General features: G+C 50.9%; 9 protein-coding genes and 1 pseudogene. 8 read left to right on the forward strand and 2 right to left on the reverse strand.

Going from position 1 to position 18,171, the window contains the following annotated elements; translation table 11 throughout:
• Positions 1 to 77: 77 nt before the first annotated feature.
• Complete coding sequence (locus tag B7988_RS11720; RefSeq protein ID WP_088658056.1) at positions 78 to 1,514, reverse strand: glycoside hydrolase family 5 protein; 1,437 nt, start codon at positions 1,512 to 1,514, stop codon at positions 78 to 80.
• Between the two features lie 207 nt (positions 1,515 to 1,721).
• Between B7988_RS11720 and B7988_RS11725 the strand changes: the two genes are divergently transcribed.
• Both B7988_RS11725 and B7988_RS11730 read left to right on the forward strand, forming a co-directional pair.
• A complete protein-coding gene (locus B7988_RS11725) occupies positions 1,722 to 3,104 on the forward strand; it encodes a glycosyl hydrolase family 8 (protein ID WP_088658057.1) in 1,383 nt (460 codons plus the stop codon).
• Positions 3,105 to 3,181: 77 nt separating this feature from the next.
• The gene (locus tag B7988_RS11730) at positions 3,182 to 4,396 is read left to right on the forward strand and encodes a PD40 domain-containing protein (RefSeq protein ID WP_088658058.1); all 1,215 of its coding nucleotides are present in this window, start codon (positions 3,182 to 3,184) and stop codon (positions 4,394 to 4,396) included.
• Positions 4,397 to 4,477: 81 nt separating this feature from the next.
• On the opposite strand, the gene B7988_RS11735 is transcribed toward B7988_RS11730, so the two are convergent.
• Entirely contained in the window at positions 4,478 to 5,239 is a 762-nt protein-coding gene (locus B7988_RS11735) for a TrmH family RNA methyltransferase (protein ID WP_073054733.1), read from the reverse strand.
• Positions 5,240 to 5,272: 33 nt separating this feature from the next.
• Here B7988_RS11735 and B7988_RS11740 point away from each other — a divergent pair, with 33 nt between their 5' ends.
• The 6 genes and pseudogenes from B7988_RS11740 to B7988_RS15475 form a co-directional block, all read left to right on the forward strand.
• On the forward strand, positions 5,273 to 7,981 hold the full coding sequence (locus tag B7988_RS11740; RefSeq protein WP_088658059.1) for a TIGR02171 family protein: 2,709 nt from the start codon (positions 5,273 to 5,275) through the stop codon (positions 7,979 to 7,981).
• Positions 7,978 to 10,659: a TIGR02171 family protein gene (locus B7988_RS11745; protein ID WP_088658060.1), complete on the forward strand. Its 2,682-nt coding sequence runs from the start codon at positions 7,978 to 7,980 to the stop codon at positions 10,657 to 10,659. The genes B7988_RS11740 and B7988_RS11745 overlap by 4 nt, the downstream gene beginning before the upstream one ends.
• 114 nt (positions 10,660 to 10,773) lie before the next feature.
• Positions 10,774 to 11,577, forward strand: coding sequence for a 5'/3'-nucleotidase SurE (surE, locus tag B7988_RS11750; RefSeq protein WP_088658061.1), 804 nt, complete (start codon positions 10,774 to 10,776; stop codon positions 11,575 to 11,577).
• 207 nt (positions 11,578 to 11,784) lie between these two features.
• The gene (gene gyrA, locus B7988_RS11755; RefSeq protein WP_073317252.1) at positions 11,785 to 14,487 is read left to right on the forward strand and encodes a DNA gyrase subunit A; all 2,703 of its coding nucleotides are present in this window, start codon (positions 11,785 to 11,787) and stop codon (positions 14,485 to 14,487) included.
• 151 nt (positions 14,488 to 14,638) lie between these two features.
• Entirely contained in the window at positions 14,639 to 16,516 is a 1,878-nt protein-coding gene (locus B7988_RS11760) for a glycoside hydrolase family 11 protein (RefSeq protein WP_088658062.1), read from the forward strand.
• Positions 16,517 to 16,781: 265 nt separating this feature from the next.
• Positions 16,782 to 18,047: pseudogene (locus B7988_RS15475) on the forward strand (glycoside hydrolase family 11 protein); the annotation flags it as partial.
• Positions 18,048 to 18,171: the final 124 nt, after the last annotated feature.

Consider the following 18,171-nt stretch of genomic DNA (forward strand, 5'->3'; position numbering starts at 1 on the left):
TTGAGATAGAGCCGAACGGTATAAAAAAGGCCCGACCCATAAAAGGCCGGACCCCTTTCTCTCTCGTTTGATTGGATTTACTTAATCTGAATTGCCCGCACCATGTTCGTTCCGTTTCCGCGAACCTTCGCAACGTACATGCCGACAGGGAGTTTGGCGAGCGAAAGCGTGCCACTCACGTTATCGACAGCCATGAGCTTGTTGCCCTTGGTGCTGAATATTTCGACCGTCATGGGGAAACCTGCAATGTGCAAGGCGTTGCCCGAGAAGGTCACGTTGAAATTCAAATTGGTCTGCATGAAAATGGCGGTGTTGTTGTTGCCATTTTGGTTGTTGTTTTGATTGTTGTTGCCTTGGTTGTTGTTTTCGTTTTGATTCTGATTATTGTTGCCGTCGCCCTGACTTTGATTGTTGTTGCTGTTGGCTGCGCACTTGGTGTAGCTGTCGGGGTTGGTAGAAAGGTAGCCCTTCACCAGGTTACCCGAGGTGGTGTACTGGAGCGAAGTCTTGGTTGAGGATCCTTCAAATGCTGCGGTACCTTCGCTGATCTTGGATGCAGACCAGTTCGCCCAAGAAAGCTGATACTTGTTCACGTATTCCTGCCAGCTTTGGTTGCGGCCTTGATCTGGAGTTCCCTTGCCGTCGGCGTTGCCGGTTCCCCATTCCGAAATAAACACGGAGAGCCCTGCTTTGATAGCCTTTTCGCCTTTGACGCCTTCGCTTTCGCCGCCCCAGCTGTAATTGCCTTCCCAGTTATGGCTGTTGGCGTAGTAGTGCAGGGTGTAAGCGGTGTTTTTCTTGGGGTCGTTCACTTCGTTGCCGATTGCGTCAGACGGATTCTGGTCCCAGGAGGGGTTGCCCACGAGCACCAGGTTGTCGGAATACTGGCGGATCACTTCGATGACTTGGTTTGCGTAGTTCTTGACATCGCTCCAAGGAATCTGCTGCGGTTCGTTGTAGACTTCGAAAATGACGTTGTCGTATTTACCATATGCCTCGGCCATTTCCTTGAAAAAGCCCTTTGCCGCATCGGTCTGCTTGTGGGCTTCGTGGGAATGCCAGTCGATAATCACGTAAATATCGTTCTTGATTGCCGCTTCGACAACCGTCTTCATAAATTGTTTCTGGTTGTTGGGGTCGCTGGCGTAGCCCTTGAGCTGGATTCCGTTCCATTCGCCTTTCCAGTCTTCGTTGCCGGTAGCCATGGCGGCGCGCACGATTTGTATCTTCATGTCGTTCACCATGGTGGAAATGCCTTCTTCGCTCCAGAATTCCAGAGCCTGGGGCATTAAGCTCCAGTAAAGGCTCATGCCGCGCACCTGCACTTCGGCACCGTCCTTGACGCCTTCACAACTGCCGTAAATGCGGCCCTGACCTTGCGAGTTCTTGCCGGTCATCAGCTGACCATACTGGCTGACAGGCCCTACGCGGGTGGGGGTAATGTCTTGGGCGGTGGCAAGCGTTGCGCACAGTGCCAAAGACGACAAAAATGCGGATATGGTTAAAGTCTTCATAGAACATCCCTTTTTTTACGGAAAATAGGTTTTGGAATGCGAAAACGACAAAAAACGGAACCTTTTTCTGTTTACACCTGTATAATGGGCGAAAATCGCTTTTTTTACAGCTTTTTAGCGTGATTTTAAACACGAAACGCAAAAATAAAAGTTGATTTTTTGCAAAAATCCATTATCTTTGAGGGTAGAGTAAAAAGGAGTATATATATGGGATATAAAGTTTGGGCCGCGTCTTTGGCGTTGGCGTTTGGTCTTTCTCAAGCGACGGTGAATTTCCCGTTTCCGCAGATGTCTGACTATGGTGGCAATGCGACTCTTCTGAGCGACAAGGCCGCCGCTTCGGAACAGCTGAAAAAGCAGTTTCTGTACTGGAAACAGGCCATGTACAACGAATCGGGCGATATCGCAGGCATACGTTCTGACCCCGGTTCTGATGCGTATTTTTCGGAAGGTGTCGGCTACGGCATGCTTCTGATGGTCTACTTTAGCGACAACACGACGAGCTATCAGGCCGAATTCGACAAAATCTGGAATTTTTACAAAAAGTTCCAGAACGAAAACGGACTCATGATCTGGAAAATCGGTAACCTTTCGGAATCTTGGGATGCGGGCAACGGTGCCGCTCTCGATGGCGATATCGATGCCGCTGCCGCCCTTGTGATGGCGTACTACCAATTTGGCGACGAAAAGTACAAGGAAGATGCCAAGAAACTCATCCAGGCCATGAAAAAGTCCGAGTTTGAAAGCAATGGCTTGCATATGCCTGGCGACAAGTGGGGAGATGCCGCTTATAACCGCAAGAATCCTGGTTATTTCGATCCGGCTTACATGCCCTTGTTTGCCGCAGTCGATGAAGAAAATGCCGAATTCTGGAGTAAGACGGCCTACGATGCGAACATGAAGTTGTACGAATCGAGCTCTGACGAAGTCTCGACGGGCCTGGTGGATGACTGGACCGACAAAAACGGCAAGAGCGAAGACGATTATTATAGCTACGATGCCTCGCGCGCTCCGTGGCGTAACGCGAAGGCCGTGTGCTGGCATGGCGACCAGCGTGCGCTCGCCATCGACAAGAAGATGGCGGAGTTCGTGTCTAAGGTGAATGCTTCGGACATGAAGGGCCCCGTGATTCGTTCTTCGGGCAGTCTCGGCAATGACCACAACAGTACATTCGTGACCTCTCTGATGACAGCACTCATCTCTGATGCGAAGTACCAGTCCAAGCTTGACGAATACTGGAAAGAAGCAGTGGCACTCGGCGATGAAAACTACTTTAACCAGTCGCTCAAGCTCTTGAACGGACTCCTGGTTTCGGGCAACATGCCGAACCTCATGAACGCAAATTCCGGCATGACCGGCATCGCGAAGTCCAAAGTTGCAAACGCTCCGGCGGTTTCGCTGCAGGGCCGCACGCTCCAAGTCCGCACCGACGGTGCCGCCCGCGTTGACGTGTTCAATGTGGCGGGCCATGCGGTCAAGACGCAGGCGGGGAGTCAGGCAATGGACCTCCAGGGATTACCTGCTGGTGTCTATATGGTTCGCATTCAGGCTAAAAATGCGACTGTGATGCAAAAGATTCGCTTGCAATAAAGCGTCTATTGTATGTTTTAGCGAAAAACGCAGGTGCCCGCTGGGTGCTTGCGTTTATTTTTTCGTATCTTTAAGGCATGAATAAGTTTGTGAAGTTTTGTGCCTGTGCCGCTTTTGGCGTGACCTCGGTATTTGCCCAGCAGGGCGCTCCGACGGGTGCCGCCGTTGATCCTACCGCTGACGAACAGAAAGCTCTTGATGCCCTGAAGGGTAAGCTCGAGGGGGCTATTGTGTGGGCCACGAGTCGCGCGAATAGCCATCATGACATTTGGATTATGAATGCCGACGGTACGAACGCCCGTGCGCTTACGAGTGGTGACAATGTAGACTGGTTCCCGCGCATTTCTCCGGATGGCTCGACGGTGCTCTTTAACCGCAGCAAGGGCGGCTGGGTGCCTGAAAACGATGCCAACTACCCGGAAAAGTGGGACTTGTGGATGGTCGACATTTCGGGCGAAAATTCCCTTGGTGTTAATCCACGCAAGGTGGTGGACAATGCGACGTGGGGCACTTGGAGACCCGACGGCAAGTCGATTGTATTTAGCCGCGCAGGCAAAGTGTTTACGATGGACCTCGCCAGCAAAAAAGAGACTCTCGTGCTCGATGGAGAAAAGGCTTTCAACAAGTCCGGCGTGATTCTGCAGGAACCGAACATGAGCCCCGATGGCAAGCACTTGGCCATTACGCTCCGCGGCTCTATGCGCGAAACGGGCGTGTGGGATTTGACTAAGAACGCTTGGACCAAGTCCGGCGATGGTTGCCAGATTGACTGGAACTTTGACGGCAGCAAACTTTACCGCGTGAACCCGACGGGTAACGGCGGTACCGCTGCTCCGAGTGAAATCCTCTGGTTTTCAGCCAAAGACGGCAAGCAGATTGAGAAGGTGGGCTTCTTCGGTATTCCGAAGAACGTGAAGTTGATGGACCTGCCTGGCCGCCGCAGTCATGAATATTTCCCGCGTCTTTCTCCCGATGGCAAGTGGCTCGTATGGGGTGCAACCGACAAGGGCCACGACCACGACCTGTTCGACTACGAACTCTATATCTGGAAGATTGGCGAACCGGTAGAAACCGCAACGCGCATTACCTATCATAGCGGCAATGACCGCTGGCCGGACATCTGGCTTGGCAAGGTTCCCGTGAAGGAACCTGCAAAGCCTGTTGCTCAGGCTGCCGCGACTGCCGCAAGTGTGCCCGCCGCTGTTGCCGGTGGTGTGAGCGAAGCCAAGATGGATGAACTTATTCAGGCCATTGACCGCTTGACGGACGCCGTAAAGAATTTGGCAAAATAATCTAGTCCTCGCAAAGTTCTTGCCTGCTCGCTATCCGGGAGTTACCGGAACCGCTCGCTTGTCAAGAACATTTTGCTCGGATTATTGCTTGCTGTTGTTATCCGAACGAATCTTAAAGCACATAATGGCAAATGCTCCGGCGACGTTCATGCTCGCCTTGCGGCCAGCCATCGGAATAGTCACCTTCATAGTCGCCTCCGCCATGAGCTCGGGGGCGATTCCTAATTCTTCGTTGCCGAGGATGATGAGGCCTTTTTCGGGCCACTTGACATCGTTGATGCTCGGAATGTCTTCGCCGGTTTCGAGAGCGATAATTTCGTAGCCGTTTTCTTTATGCCACTTGACGCAGTCGAATGGCGATTCCCAACGCTTGATGGGAATCCATTCCTGGCAGCCGCGGGCGGCGCTCTTGACCGTCACGTGGTCGGGCCCGCAGCTGTAGCCGCTGAGGTGGACTCCTTCGAGCCCGAAACAGTCCGTGCTGCGAATGATGGAGCCCACATTGAAGGCGCTGCGCAGGTTATGTACGAGTACGGCGAACGGGAGCGGTGCTTCGTTTGCGACTTCGCGGTCGCCCGGCTCTTGTTCCAGGTAAACATCGCGTTCAAAGCCGAGCCCGGCCCGAGTGCGGAACGTCTTGTACAGGTCGATCATCTGGGCTTGATTTTTTCCGGTAAGGCGCTCGCTTTCGGGGAGCTTCATCCATTCGGCGTAAGTCTCGAATTCACGTTTGGCGCGGGGCACGTCGTCGCCCAGCTGCAAAATGATGACACGCAAAAGTTCGGCCATGCGCTTGGCCTTGGAGGTCTCTTTGGTAGCGAGGAATTTCTTTTCGGAAAACATGGCCATAATGTAGAAAAATGTATATTTACGCCTATGATTCGCTCGTTGTACTTGCTTGCTCTAGGCTTGTTGATCGCTTTGTTTGGGTGTTCGAATTCTGAATATGCTCCCGGTGCGGGCGAAAATGATTATTTAGCGTCCCTCGGGTTAAAAGATTTTGTCGTTATCCGTTCCAAGGGAAAGACCGTAACTCTCGGAACCGACGAAGAATCGGCATCCATCAAAGACCGGCCAAGCATGAAATCGTATTTTGATTACGATTTCCTCATCGGCAAGCATGAAGTTACCTGCAAAGAAATGAAACTGGATTGCGATGATTCCTTGCCTGCGACCGATGTGACTTATTTTGATGCCATTCTCTATGCAAACAAAAAAAGCAAGGCTGAAGGCTTTGATACGGCCTATTCCTATACGAACCTGATGTTTGACGCGAATCATTCATGCATCGGTATCGACGGACTTATTTTCCGCCCCCTTGTAAATGCGTACCGCTTGCCGACCGAGGCTGAATGGATTTATGTGGCGAACATGGGGTGGAAACCGGAGCAGGCTTGGCATAACGGTAATTCCGATTTTAAACTGCATGCGGTCTGCTCGGCATTTACGGACAGAAATGGTGTCTGCGATATGGCGGGGAATGCCATGGAATGGGTGTACGATTTGTGGGTGCCCTTCCATACCGTCGATGTGGTGGACTATGTGGGCGGCAAGGCTAGCGAAGGCGTAGAAGAACGTGTGCTGAAGGGTGGTAGCTACAATAACGACCCGGCGTCGCTTCATGTGTATAACCGTGGCGATGTTTACATGGTGGCCTCTTCGACAAAGGCGAACTATGTCGGATTCCGTTTGGCGTTCGGTGCAATTCCAAACCCGCTTTATCTAGATAAACAGGGCAAGGAAGTTCTGCAGAAATACACCGTGATGGTCAGGACGAATACGGTCAAGAAGTTTATTGACAAGCCGCTTTCTAAAATGGTCTTTAGGGACGATTCTCGTGATGTTTTGGTCTATGTGGATTTTAATGACGCGTCTGCTCCGGTTCTTGAACTGAATACGGGCGTGTCGGCGTATCATCCGGATATTTCGCCCGATGGTAAGTTTGTTGCCTTCTGCACCGGTGTCGAGGGAATTTCTGGCAAGTCAAAGGTCTACGTGACGCGCTTGGACGAAAGCGATTCTTCCTTGATTGAACTTCCGGCAGAATCGGCTGCGATTCCTAGATTCCGAGTCCTGGAAAATGGCGATACGGTGATTGTCTATGTGAACGATGCCGGCAGCAATAAAGAAGAGGATGCCTTTGCCAAACAAGAAACTTGGCAAGTCCGATTCTCGAAAGGCAAGTTCGGGAAACCCGAAAAACTTTTTGACGGCGGGTATCATGGCGGCGTGTCCAAGAACGATCGCTTGGCAGTTTCGGGCGCACGCCTTTTGCGTGCCAATGTGAATGGTCAACCTGAAATCTGGTACAACCAAAATCAGGCCTGTAACGTATCGCTGAGTCAGGGTGGCGAAAACAAGACGCTGTTCCTTGATTTTGGCGGCAAGACGGGGCGCAAGTTCGTGGGTGAGTCTTATGGAACGCATGAACGTGCGCTGATTGCCGATAGCACCGGAAAACTATTGACCTCAGTTGCTTCGCCCGAGGGCTTTAGTTTTGACCATACGGAATGGATTCTTGCTTCAGATTCATTCTTTGTGGCAACGATCACCGACATGAATGGAAACCATAAAAAAGTCGTGCTGGTTAATTCCTATACGGGAGAAATGCTGTCTCTTGTTGAAGGCGAAGAACTTTGGCATCCTGTATTCTGGGCCCACGATCGCGACAAGGATTCTCGCTGGGATTACGATAGCCTGGGGCTTTACTATTCCGAAAGTGGCCAGGCGACGCATTACCTGACGCAAAAGATGCCTGTGCTGTGGACATTCCGCGATTCAGCCGAGGTCGTGGCCTTAGGCAATTCGCACATGCAGGCTGCGGTGGCGCCGGATTTGTTGAGCATGCCCGCCATTAATCTTTCGACAATTCCTTGCGATATGCACTGCATTGAAAATCTCTATGAAACATATATTTCGACGCATTTTTCGCATTTGAAATATCTTGTTGTAGGCATCGATTTTGACTTGTGGGACGAATACGAACCGGGCGAAAGCATGGCGCTTAATTTTGGTGATGCTCCTGGATTCAAGTATGACCGCAATCATGATTACTGGCGTGGTGAAATCGATAGCGCGTTTGTAGAAAGGGCTGTCGAAGTGGCTGAGGCCTATAAGATGCAGTCCGACATTATCGATCCGCATGGCTGGATGCGTACGGAATGTATTTCTGACTGGGGGAGTGGCGGCAAGGAATTTGCAGACGTGGTTGTCGATAGCAGTTGGAGCGATGATAGCCGCCGCTATGAATTGAACTATGCCCAGTTGGACAAAATTCTAAAAATTGCTGAACAGCACGACGTGATGGTTGTCGGCTTGATTACTCCGATTAGTCCATATTACAAAAAGACGGGCAGCTATGGCCGCCATGGAATGCGCCGCTCTGTGGCAGAAAGCTTGATTGAACGGTTAAAAACGGTTGAGTCGAAAACAAAGAATTTCGTGTTGATGGATGAAAACAAAATGGGCAATCATGATTACTTGGGCGATGTCGCTTATGACTACGATCATTTGTGCTGGACCGGTGCAGAAAAATTGACCGCGCGCCTTGATTCCTTGTTGATTAAGCTAGAGTCTAAAAGATGAAGCTTTTTTACTGCATAATTGCATTGCTTGCTTTGATCAGCTTTGAAGGCTGTTCCAATTCGGAATACGTTTCGATTCCGCATGATGAAACCAGTGCCTTAGACTCTTTGGATTTGAAAGATTTTGCTCTCTTGCATTCGAACGGGAAAATCGTGATTCTGGGGACGGATGAATCCTCGGCATCGATTAAAGATGGCCCGGCGATGAAGGTCTCGTTTGATTACGATTTCATGATAGGTAGGCATGAAGTCACTTGCAATGAAATGGGACTTGATTGCGGTGACTTGCCTGTAACCGATGTCACGTTCTTTGATGCAGTGCTTTATGCCAATAAGCGTAGCAAGGAAGAAGGCTTTGATACGGTTTATACTTATTCAAAAGCTGTGTTTGACGATGACAGCTCTTGTATTGGGCTAGAATCGCTTAAGCCCCATTGGGATATACTCGGGTATCGCTTGCCGACAGAGGCGGAATGGGTCTTTGTGACGACTCGCGGTTGGGAACCGAAGGAGTCCTGGACGAGTGCCAATTCTGACTACCTGTTGCATGATGTTTGTACGTCGTATTACACGCTCGATAGTATTTGCGACATGGCCGGCAATGCCATGGAATGGGTGGGGGACTACCTGGTTTCGTTTACAGAAGAAGAATGGGTAGACTTTGTCGGCGGCGTAAGGGATTACGGCCCCGATGAACGTGTCGTGAAGGGCGGCAGTTTCCGCAACGCTCCTGAAACCATTAAGCCGTACACACGCGGCGATATCTATCTGGTGACGGCTTCGACGAAGGCGGAATATATCGGCTTCCGTCTTGCTTTAGGAACAATTCCTCATGCTTCGCAAATCGGAAATGTGGAGCGCGAAACGGATTCGGACGTTTCGGTGTCGGTGAACTCGAAAAAGTTCAAATCGCTTGCTGCTACGAATAAGGGAAAACTTGTGTTCCGCGAAGATAAAAGCGGCAACCTGTATTATGTAGATTTTAGTAAAAATGAATTGGTCGCCAAAGAATTGAGTGCAAACGTTCCTGCGTATCATCCGGATATATCGCCCGACGGCAAGTGGGTCGCCTTCTGTACAGGGATTGAAGGCGTTGCGGAAGGTTCTGAACTTTACGTGCGCAAAATAGATGCGTCCGACAAATCTTTAATCAAGCTGGATGTAAAATCGGCGGTGATTCCGCGCTGGCGTGTGCTTGCTAGTGGCGACACCGTGATTGTCTATGTGACAAGTGCGGCGAATAACAAGAACGACGAATCTTTTGCGCAGACATCGACGTGGCAGGTCAAGTTCTCGAAAGGAAAATTCGGAACGCCCCAGAAACTTTTTGATGGCGCTTATCATGGAGGCGTGTCCGATGACAACCGCTTGGCGGTAACGGGGGCGCGGCTCCTGCGAGCCAATCGCAATGGACATTCTGAAATTTGGTACAATGGTGAACAGGCTTGCAATGTGTCGTTGAACAGGAATAACAACAAGATGACCTTGTTCCTGGATTTTGGCGGCAAGACGGGGCGCCAGTTTGTCCGCAGTAATTACGAAACGCATAAGAGGATTTTCTTTGCCGACAGTACCGGTAATCTGGTGCGCTCGCTTGAGGCTCCAGAAGGATATACATTTGATCATCCGGAATGGGTTCCTCTAGTGGATTCCTTGATTGTGGCAACGCTCGTGAATAGCGAAGGCGCTCATCGCAAATTGATTCTTGCAAACGTGTACACGGAGCGCTGGGTCGAACTTGCGCAGGGTACTGAACTTTGGCACCCGGCGCTATGGCTCGATGTCGATGAACGAGTCTTTGTGCCGCCGCTTTTGGATATCGATAGCGCTGGCGTTTACTATACCGATCAAATGGAATCGTATGCGCTCGATTTGCGTGTCAAGATGGAGTGGTTCTGGAAATCCCACGACACCGCGACAGCTGTTGTTCTCGGTTCTTCGAGAGTGCTGTTTGGAATCAATGCTTCGTTTATCCATTCTGAAAGCGTTTTGAACATGGGATTTCCTTCGGGCGATATTCATGCGATTTCATTCTTGACTCTCAACTATGTCTTGAAGCATATGCCGAAATTGAAGTTCGCGGTGCTGGAGTTCTCGCCAGATTTCATGTGGGATAAGGAAGCTCTCTTCTGGTCGCCGGTTTACAAGAAATCGCCTGGCTTTAAATACGACAAGACACATGATTTCTGGAAGGATTCCATTCCGAAAGGTTTTGTGGAACTTGTAGAAGAATCGTACAAGCCGATTGCAGAACAGACTCAGCCCTACAGTTACGACGAATTCCTGATGCCCTCGAATGGGTGGGGGCGTGCTACGGTTGTGCATGATACGATGAAGTATGAGCTGGATGATGACGATGTGGATTATAACATGGCTTTGTACAAATTTGTCATCAATTCCCTAGTTGAAAAAGGTGCCCAGGTGATATTGGTCGTGCCCCCTCAAAATCCGGGTTATGCCAAGACGGGGGCGTTCGGCATATATGCCGGAAGACGGTCGCATGCAGAGGAATTGCTGAAGCGTGCTGCGAAACTGAATGCAGTCATGATGGACGAAAATAAGATGGGCAAACACGATTATACTTCATCGATGGCGTACAATACAGACCACTTGAGTAGGGAGGGTGCAAAACAACTCTCGGAACGTCTCGATTCGCTGTTTGTAGACCTCCAAAAGTAGGTTTTAGAACTTCGTCGGCAGTTGGCTTAACTGATTTGAATGGGCTTGTAAACGCCATAAAATCTAAGTTCTAAGCTCTAAATTCTGCGCACTATTTTCTATCTTTTATCTTACATGCAAGACTATCCGAAGACACGTGTCCTCATCGCAAACGATGATGGAATCCAGAGTGGCTATATGCTCGCTTTGGCGTGTGCGCTTGTTCCTTATGCGGACGTGTGCGTTTTTGCGCCCGAAGTGGAGCAGAGCGGGGTAGGGCACGCCTTTACAGTTCGGCGTGGGCTTTCGGTCAAAAAAGTGGAAATCGCAGAAAATTCGGCCATCGAGGCGTATTCCATGTCGGGAACTCCGGCCGATTGCGTCAAGTTTGCGTTAGGCCATTTTGCTACCCACGGGCTTACTACCGAGGGGGCCGGTCCGGGTGCTTTTGACGTGTGTTTTTCGGGTGTGAATCTCGGCGAAAATTCCGGCGTGTCGTCGCTTTATTCGGGCACGGTCGCAGGAGCTCGTGAAGCGGCTCTTTGGGGTGTGCCGGGCATTGCGCTTTCGCTCCGCGGTACAACCGCCAACATGCTCGAAACCGCAAAGGAATTTGCCGTGAACGTGGTCAAGGATCGCCTGTTCGAGCGGATTCCCGTGGGCGTATTCTGGAACGTGAATTTTCCAAAGGCTACCGCCGAAACCTTTAAAGGGTTCAAGGCGACCAAAATGGCCCTTGGAATGTTTACGGACCACTATTCCCATGAAAATGGACTGTGGCAACTGGATGGCGATAAACTGTGGGATGAACAGCCCAAGGATAGCGACGACTATCTGTTGAATCAGGGCTACGCGACGATTACGCCCCACCGCATCGACCAGACCGACGAAGAAAGTTTAGAAGTAATAAATGAAATGTTAGCGGGAGGTGAATGGTAGATTTGCGCTTTGAGCAATGAGGTCGCTCGTAAACTCGCTTTGAGGTTGTGCTTTGCACTTTGAGCATTCTAACGCCGTAGGCGTGATTAATGAAAGCTCAAAGGTCCCCAATGGGACCGTGCTCATACCTCAGAGGGAACCGTAGGTGACCGACCTCAAACCTTCCTACTGTCTACTTCCTACTGTCTACTAAATTGAGGAAAAAGAATGTCAGAAGAATTGGTACCAGGTTCGCAAATCAGGTCCTTGATTGAAAAGGACATGCAGGATTGCTACTTGCGCTATTCCATGAGCGTGATTGTGGCTCGTGCACTCCCTGATGCGCGTGACGGCTTTAAGCCGGTGCACCGCCGCGTGATGTACAGTATGCATAAGCTCGGCGTGGTGCCGAACAAGCCGACGGTGAAGTCCGCCCGTATCGTGGGTGACGTGATCGGTAAGTACCACCCGCATGGCGACTCCGCCGTGTACGAAACCTTGGTGCGTATGGCTCAGGACTTCTCGCTGCGCTACCCGCTGGTATTTGGTCAGGGAAACTTCGGTTCTATCGACGGTGACGGTGCTGCCGCAATGCGTTATACCGAAGCCAAGATGAACAACATGGGTGCGCTCATGTTGGAAGACTTGGAAAAAGATACCGTGGACATGGGCCCGAACTTCGACGAATCTTTGGAAGAACCGAAGGTTTTGCCGTCTGCACTCCCGAACATGCTCGTGAACGGTACTACCGGTATCGCTGTGGGTATGGCGACTTCCATGGCTCCGCACAACCTCCGCGAAATTGCGAACGCCATTCATGCAGTGGCTGAAAATCCGGACATTTCCGGCGAAGACCTTTTGCAGTATGTGTCCGGTCCGGACTTCCCGACGGGTGGCGTGATTTGCGGCCGTGCGGGCATCCGTGATGCTTATTTGACGGGTCATGGCCGCGTGCGTGTGCGTGCCCGTACCGAAATCGATGTCGATAGCCGCGGTAAGCCGCGCATTGTCGTGAGCGAAATTCCTTACATGGTCAACAAGGCCGAACTCTGTAAGAAGATTGCAGAATTGGTGAAGGACAAACGTGTCGACGGCATTACCGACATCCGCGATGAATCTAGCCGCGAAGGTATGCGCATCGTGATTGAAATGCGCAAGGACGTGGTCGCCGAAGTCGTTTTGAATAATTTGTTCAAAAACACGCAGCTGCAGACGACGTTCAGCATTTACAATTTGGCTCTCGTCAATAACCTGCCGAAGCTCCTGACTCTCAAGGACCTCATCCAGGTTTATGTGGATCACCGCTTGGAAGTGATTACACGTTCCACGCAGTTTGACTTGAACAAGGCCGAAGCCCGCTTGCACATTATCGAAGGCCTGCGCATTGCAACGCAGAACATTGACGAAGTGGTGCAGATTATCAAGTCGAGCCCGACGACCGAAGCCGCAAAGACTGCTTTGCAGGACCGCTTCAACCTGGACGACATTCAGTCCCAGGCTATCGTGGACATGCGTCTTGCCCAGCTCACGGGCCTGAACTTGGAAAAGTTGGAAAACGAATACAACGAGCTCGTTGCTACCGTTGCCGACTTGAAGGATATTCTGGAAAAGCGCGAACGCCGCGTGAAGATTATGCTCGACCGTCTCGACGCCATCGTGGACAAGTGTGGCGATGACCGCCGTACTTCTATCGAAGACGCTGTCGACGACTACGATTACGAAGACCTGATTGCCGAAGAAGAACAGGTGATTACGCTCAGCCGCGAAGGCTACATCAAGCGCTTGCCGATCGATACCTTCAAGGCTCAGAACCGTGGCGGCAAGGGCATTATCGGCGCAACTCTCAAGGAAGAAGACAACGTCGAACAGATCTTTACCGCAAGCACCCACAGCTACCTGCTGGTGTTTACGAACAAGGGGCGCGCTTACTGGACCAAGGTTTACCGACTCCCCGAAGGAACCCGCAACGGCAAGGGCCGCCCGATTATCAACTTTATCGGTCTTACCGAAGGCGAAAAGGTACAGGCGATTGTGCCGGTGCGCAAGTTCGGCGGTTACTTCTGTCTCGTGTTTGCAACCAAGAAGGGTGTCATCAACAAGATGGACCTCACCTTGTTCAGCCGTCCGCGCAAGGCGGGCGTGAACGCCATCAGTTTGGACGAAGACGATGAATTGGTGAAGGTTCAGCTCGTGGGCATGTCTGCCGAAGACTTCAAGGCTAGCCAGGCTGCCGAAGGCGAAGACGCTGATGCCGAAGCCGAAACACAGGCTGCAGAGGCTGCCATCGCCGAGGAATCCGAAGACGCCGAAGATATCGAAGGCCGCCCGATTCCGAAGGACTTGCTGATGCTTGCGACCAAGAACGGTCAGGCCGTGACCTTCCCGATCAGCTGCTTCCGCGCCATGGGCCGTGGCACGCACGGCGTGAAGGGCATTACCTTGGCCGAAGGCGACGAAGTGATTTCTTTGTTGTGGCTCAAGGCCGGCAACAAGATCGTGACCATTACCGAAAACGGCTACGGCAAGCGCAGCGAACCCTCGACCTACCGCATTACCCGTCGCGGAAGCAAGGGCGTGCGCAACCTGAATGTGACCGACAAGGTGGGCGCCGCCGTGTTCGTGGAAAGCGTCGCCGATGACTACGACTTGATCATTACCAGCCGCGAAGGCCAGGTGATTCGTATCAAGGCTGCCGATATCCGCCTCACGGGCCGTAACGCCCAGGGTGTCAAGGCGATTAGCCTGCGCGAAGGCGATGTGGTGCAAGATGCTACCGCACTTCCGAGCGTCGAGGATATCGAACAGGATAGCGCCGAGGCGAAGGAAACCTTCGACAAGGTGGAAGGCGTCGAAGTTGATGACGATTCTGTCGAAAAGATCGAAGACAAGCCGGAACAGCAGATTGGAGTTCCTTCTTCTGACGAAGAATAGCTCCAAATTCCGCTAAATAAAGCCGTTTTCGGCACTTTGTAAATCTTTTGCCGTTGTTTCTAGGAACAACGGCAATTCTTATATATAAAGAATGATTTGTTGAGGCTGGATATATTTTTGAAGCTAGAGGATCTTTTGATAGGAGACTGAAATGAAAACTCTATTCAAATCTGGCGTCAAAGTTGGTTTGGCTTTGACTTTGGGTGTAGCTGGGGCATATGCACAGGATTTCTGTAGCAATGCACAGCATTCTGGCCAAAAAGTAACGATTACTTCGAACCAGACCGGTAAAATCGGCGATATCGGTTACGAACTCTGGGATGAAAACGGTCATGGCGGTAGCGCTACCTTCTATAGTGACGGTTCCATGGACTGCACTATCACAGGTGCCAAGGACTATCTTTGCCGTGCGGGCCTTTCTCTCGGCAGTACTCAGACCTACAAGGAACTTGGCGGCGACATGATTGCCGAATTCAAGCTTGTGAAAAGTGGTGCAAGCAATGTGGGTTACTCCTATATCGGTATCTACGGCTGGATGGAACAAGTTGCTGGTGCTCCGAGCAACCTCGTCGAATACTACGTGATTGACAATACCCTCGCCAATGACATGCCGGGTAGCTGGATTGGTAATGAAAGAAAGGGTACCATTACGGTTGACGGCGGTACCTATACCGTTTATCGCAACACCCGTACCGGTCCGGCTATTAAGACTTCCGGCAACGTGACGTTCTATCAGTATTTTAGCGTCCGTGACAGGCCTCGTGATTGTGGTACCATCAATATTTCCGAACACATGAGACAGTGGGAAAAGATGGGCATGACCATGGGTAAGCTTTATGAAGCCAAGGTGCTTGGTGAAGCCGGTAACGTCAATGGTCAAGTTAATGGAGGCCATATGGACTTCCCGCATGCCAAGGTGTATGTGTCTAAGAGTGGCGCAACGTCTTCTGCTTCTAACCCGACCTCCAGTTCTTCGGGAACCTCTGCTAAGTCTAGCTCTTCTAAGGGTGGCAGCACTGTTTCTGGTAAGATTGACGCCTGTAAGGATAAGATGGGTCACGAAGGCAAGGAAACGAGGACCCAGGGCCAGAACAATTCGAGCGTGACGGGTAATGTCGGCAGCTCTCCGTACCACTATGAAATCTGGTACCAGGGCGGCAACAACTCCATGACGTTCTATGACAACGGTACGTACAAGGCCAGTTGGAACGGTACCAACGACTTCCTTGCCCGTGTCGGCTTCAAGTATGACGAAAAATCGACATACAGTGATGTTGGCCCCATTGATGCGTACTTTAATTGGAGTAAGCAGGGGAATGCCGGTGGCTACAACTACATCGGTATCTATGGTTGGACGGTTGATCCGCTTGTAGAATACTACATCGTGGATGACTGGTTCAGCGAACCGGGTCCGAACCTCTTGGGTTCCAAGAAGGGCGAGTTCACGGTTGATGGCGCTACCTATGAAGTTTATCAGAACATGCGCTACAACGCCCCCTCTATCAAGGGTGACCAGACCTTCCCGCAGTTCTTCAGCAAGCGTAAGGGAGCTCGTTCTTGCGGCCATATCGATATTACCGCTCACTTCAAGAAGTGGGAAGAACTCGGCATGAAGATGGGTAAGATGTACGAAGCCAAGGTGCTCGTTGAAGCCGGTGGCGGTTCGGGTTCGTTCGACGTCTCCTACTTCAAGATGACCGACAAGAAGCATCCTCTTGAAGTTGCCGTGGAAGAATCCAGCTCTTCTGAAACTCCGAAGTCCAGCTCCAGCAAGGAAGAAAAGAAGTCTAGCTCTAGCAACGGCAACAACCCCACCAGCTCTACTACGGCTCTGTACGCTCAGACTTTGGCTGTCCAGGGCATGAGTGGTACCTTCCAGGTGCTCGATATGCAGGGCCGCTACCTGGGTTCTGTGGAAATGCAGGCCGGCAGCAACATGAAGGATGTGCTGTTCGCCAAGTTCCACAAGCCGGGCGTGTACATGGTCAAGCAGGGTAACTACTTGAACACGGTTAGGGTCAACCGCTAAAAAGTTTCCACAATTTCAAGGAAAATCCTGAAAATTACTCCAAATTTTGTGGAAAAAGGCGCCTCACACATGCTGTGGGGCGTTTTTTTGTATTCGGCCGGAATTTTGGCGTTTAACCTTGAAAAAGGGCTTTTTTTGTGTAAAAATTGTGAATTCGGTGTTGTTTTTTACAACAACGCCATTTATATGGGCTCTATTCCAAATTAGACCAAATAGATATAACTTTAGGTTAAAGGTTAAACGGGATTTTCTTAAGGAGTATATTATGAAAACCAATCTTTTAGTTAAAACGGGCTTGGTGCTTGCCTTTGGTATGTCCGGAGCGTTTGCTCAGGATTTCTGCAGCAATGCATCTCATTCCGGCCAGAAAGTGACGATTACTTCGAACCAGACTGGTAAAATCGGCGATATCGGTTACGAACTCTGGGACGAAAACGGCCATGGTGGCAGTGCTACGTTCTATAGCGATGGTTCCATGGATTGTTCCATTACGGGAGCCAAGGACTATCTCTGCCGCGCCGGTCTTTCCCTTGGTAGTAACAAGACTTATAAGCAGCTTGATGGCGACATGATTGCCGAATTCAAGCTCGTGAAGTCTCCGGCACAAAATGTGGGTTACTCCTACATTGGTGTGTACGGCTGGATGGAAGGCGTTTCTGGAACGGCCAGCAGATTGGTCGAATACTACGTGATCGATAACACCCTCGCTAACGATATGCCGGGTAGCTGGATCGGTAACGAAAGAAAGGGTACCATTACAGTTGATGGCGGTACTTATACGGTTTACCGCAATACCCGTACGGGTCCGGCTATTAAGAACAGCGGCAACGTGCAGTTCTACCAGTACTTCAGTGTCCGTACTTCTCCGCGTGACTGCGGCTCCATCAATATTTCCGAACACATGAGACAGTGGGAAAAGATGGGCATGGAAATGGGCGTGCTCTATGAAGCCAAGGTGCTTGGTGAAGCGGGCAACGTCAATGGCGAAGTTCGCAATGGCCGTATGGACTTCCCCCATGCTCGCGTTTATGTAGGCGAATATGTTCCGCCTGAACCGCCGAAGCCGATTGAACGCAAGGCGTTTGGTGGTACCCCGGCTTCTATTCCGGGTATTGTCGAAGCTGAAAACTTTGACGAAGGTAACCAGGATTCTACCTATGGCAACTCCAGTGTAAGTTCGAGTGCTGAAGTCGATAAGGATTACCGTGGTTCCGATTACAGCAATATCGGTATTGTGAACAGCGGTACTGGCAAGGCTATCGGTTATACGAGTGCCGACCAGTGGATGGAATATACCGTGAATGTTGCTGAAGATGGTGAATACGATATCGTGGCTTCTGTTTCGAATGGTTCCGGTGCTGGCAAGTTGAACCTCGCTATCGATGGCAAGCAGATTGCTTCGCTCTCCTTCACGGGTACAAGCAACGACTGGGATGCCTATGAAGACGCTACCGGTAAGGCTACGCTTACCAAGGGTCAGCATGTTCTTCGCATCACGATTGCCAACGACAACACCAACGTTGACTACGTGAAGTTCAGCAAGGAAGGTGGTGAACCGCAGGCTATCGCTGCTGACCTCCGCCTGAACGCTACTGGCAAGACCTACCAGGTGTTCGACATGCAGGGTCGCGCTCTCGGCAAGGTTGAAGTTGTCG

This window comes from Fibrobacter sp. UWB1 (assembly GCF_002210325.1).
GTDB lineage: Bacteria > Fibrobacterota > Fibrobacteria > Fibrobacterales > Fibrobacteraceae > Fibrobacter.

What these genes read in the sequence shown, in the direction of transcription:
- B7988_RS11720 (WP_088658056.1), bottom strand. Translation starts at nt 1,514, where the DNA reads ATGAAGACTTTAACCATATCCGCATTTTTGTCGTCTTTGGCACTGTGC.
- B7988_RS11725 (WP_088658057.1), top strand. Translation starts at nt 1,722, where the DNA reads ATGGGATATAAAGTTTGGGCCGCGTCTTTGGCGTTGGCGTTTGGTCTT.
- B7988_RS11730 (WP_088658058.1), top strand. Translation starts at nt 3,182, where the DNA reads ATGAATAAGTTTGTGAAGTTTTGTGCCTGTGCCGCTTTTGGCGTGACC.
- B7988_RS11735 (WP_073054733.1), bottom strand. Translation starts at nt 5,239, where the DNA reads ATGTTTTCCGAAAAGAAATTCCTCGCTACCAAAGAGACCTCCAAGGCC.
- B7988_RS11740 (WP_088658059.1), top strand. Translation starts at nt 5,273, where the DNA reads ATGATTCGCTCGTTGTACTTGCTTGCTCTAGGCTTGTTGATCGCTTTG.
- B7988_RS11745 (WP_088658060.1), top strand. Translation starts at nt 7,978, where the DNA reads ATGAAGCTTTTTTACTGCATAATTGCATTGCTTGCTTTGATCAGCTTT.
- surE (WP_088658061.1), top strand. Translation starts at nt 10,774, where the DNA reads ATGCAAGACTATCCGAAGACACGTGTCCTCATCGCAAACGATGATGGA.
- gyrA (WP_073317252.1), top strand. Translation starts at nt 11,785, where the DNA reads ATGTCAGAAGAATTGGTACCAGGTTCGCAAATCAGGTCCTTGATTGAA.
- B7988_RS11760 (WP_088658062.1), top strand. Translation starts at nt 14,639, where the DNA reads ATGAAAACTCTATTCAAATCTGGCGTCAAAGTTGGTTTGGCTTTGACT.